General features: G+C 67.9%; 1 protein-coding gene. It reads left to right on the top strand.

Annotated features, from left to right (window positions below; genetic code table 11):
- Positions 1–67 precede the first annotated feature (67 nt).
- A complete protein-coding gene (locus tag I6A81_RS40870) occupies positions 68–2,485 on the top strand; it encodes a TIR domain-containing protein (RefSeq protein ID WP_203010512.1) in 2,418 nt (805 codons plus the stop codon).
- The last annotated feature ends 126 nt before the right edge of the window (positions 2,486–2,611 follow it).

Raw genomic sequence — 2,611 nt, 5'->3', positions numbered from 1 at the left:
TACGACGAGACGACCGCCTGGCCGCATCACGTCGAACAGGTCGCGGCTTGACATTTCAGCTCCTGGGATGTCTTTCGGGGTCGTATTCGGGGCCTTCGGGCGACCCCTGTGGGGCACAAACGGCGATCATGGGTGGATGAACTCCACCCGTTGCGCACTGTGGCAGGATTTGCGCATGCAGCGTCGGGGCGGCGGCGGGGCGCCTGACCCGGTGGATGTCGACGTGTCGTTCGTCCCCGAGGACGACGCGTGGGCGAGATGGATCAAATGGCATCTCGACCAGGCCGGGTACGACACCCGCGCCTGGTCATGGGATCGCGCCGCGACGATCGACCACTGGTGGGAAGGCGCTCGACAGCTCGTTGTGGTGATGTCGAACGCCTATCTGGCGTCCGCCATCGGGGAGGAGTGGCTTTCCGCCGTATGGGCGAACCCTGGTTCCCACGACAGGCTCCTCCTCGTCCTGGTCGAGAACTGTGAGCTTCCCGGGTCGCTGCCCAGTGTCGTCTCCGTGGACTTGTTCGGGCTCGACGAACGGATGGCGGAGAAGGCGCTGCTCGACCACCTCACCGGCCCACCCAGCCATCAGCTGCGGCCACCGTTCCCAGGGAACACCGTAACGTCGCGGTCACCGGAGCATTCGTTGTCGGAACCTGCCGGCTACCCGGCCGAAGACGTCCTGGACAACGCCCTGCGTGCGACCCCACCGTGGTCGGCCGTTAAGAAGTTCTCAGACGCTGAGGAGGACGAGCCTCGTCCCGCTCGATCGGCGCCCGTGGATACCCGATCCGGTCGGATCCAAGCCGACACAAGGAGAGTCGACGGAACCTGGCTGTGCCCGCTGTGTGGCACGCGGCTGGGCTGGCCACCCGACGGCGAGTTGTGGATCCGCGAGGTAGTCGATCGCTATGAACCAAGCCCGTATCCCGGCGGGGACCCAGAGAGCTCGTTTGTGCTGTGCCACGGCCCGCGTCGAGACCACGGCCCGCATGCTGAGGACGACCGGCCGCATTTCGTCCCCGCGGGCCTCGGGCGTTACGGGGATCCCTTCGTGGTCGGGGTGGTGGGCGAGCCGGACGTCGGCAAGACCAGCCTGCTATACGCGATGGTCGCCGAGGCGCAGGACGGCCTGAGCCTTCACGGGCTGGCGGTGCGGCCCGTGAACGTCGGTGACCACGTCAAGCGACTCAGGCGTGAGATTGCCGAGTTCCTCCATGATCGTGAGATTGAGCCTCCAAGAAACCTCTGGCCGGAGATCGTGGCCAGCTTTGCTCTTGGGGAGGGCTCGGCGACCAGGCCGCTGGTGCTGGTCGACATTCCAGGCGGATGGGTGAGGGCAAGCCCTCCCGGGAGCCTTGACCCGTCGGTGCTGTTGGGCAGGCTCGACGCCGTTCTCTTCGTCATCGACGGTGGCCGGCTGGCGGCGGGTCTGAGCGGCCGCCGACCCGGCCGACATCCGGCCGACGGTCCGGCTGGCAGATACAAGCCATACCCGCGGATAGGCGACGAGGTCTTCCAACAGGCAAGGGCCTGCCTCGCGAATCCCCGCACCATGCCAGCCGCGGTGATCGTGACCAAGTCCGATCTGCTGCTCGAGGAACCGCACGTCCGCGGGCTGCTGGCGACCGAGGGAATTCGGCGATTGATCGACCTTGGCGGGCCGAAATCCTTGCAGTGGCCGTTCAACGAGTTCGCCGGGGTCACAGCCCATGCCGTGTCGGTGGTGGGGGAACCGGATCCACTGGGCGTGGCGGACCAGGAAGGCCGGAGGTCCGCGGCGGACGGCTACCACATCATCGATCCGGCGGGCGATGACGATGACTGGCAATACGACGAGCGGAACCGGCCCGACGGTCGGGAGAAGGCGCCGAAGGACGTGTTGGAGCCGCTGATCGCCGTCCTCGCGGCAGGTGGCTTGATCCCGGCGGGTGACATGATCCCGGACAGCCGAGCCGCCGTCGGCGGACACGGCCCGGATGTCGGTGGTTCTGGGACGGCCCTCCGCTCGCCGCTGGCCGCTGGGTCGGACCCCGGAGCGGGGCCGGCGAACATGGTGACCCCCGCCCAGACGATCAACGGGACGTCGCCCGCTCACGGACAGTCAGCCGCTCGCGCACGGCCAGACGATGCCAGCAGACCTCCCGCCGGACATACGCCATCTGGCGAGCGCGCGTCGTCCGGGCACAGGCCGCCGCTCTCAGCCAGTCGCTCGAGCGAAGACGACGCGATCAGTGAACTGGCGAGGCTGTACTCCAACCCGGTGGTGGCGGGACAGCTCGTGGAGCGCGCAGGGCTGGCGCGGGGACGGCATCCGCAGTGGCACACGTCAGAGACCTACTGGAACGAGGTGCGGCTCCAGATGATGGGCGGAGCCGTCCGCGACGGCTGGCGCGGGCTGCTCCTGGCAGCCCTCGACCAGTACCCATGGAACCAGGTCTTCCGCGCCGCGGCCATCGCCGAAGGGGCCGACCCCCCACCGGCCTGACACATCCCGGTGATCGCCGTTTGTGCCCTCACGGGGTCGTGTTCGAGGTGGCGGTTTCCAGGGGTGCTCGCAACACCTGGTGGTCTATGTGGCTGCTAGTAGATCACGGAGGCGTTCGGCGGGGGT

Origin of the sequence: Frankia nepalensis (assembly GCF_016786325.1) — a bacterium.
Taxonomy (GTDB): domain Bacteria; phylum Actinomycetota; class Actinomycetes; order Frankiales; family Frankiaceae; genus Pseudofrankia; species Pseudofrankia nepalensis.
Note: the sequence above shows the minus strand (reverse complement) of the source record. Positions and strands in the feature narration are given on the sequence as shown.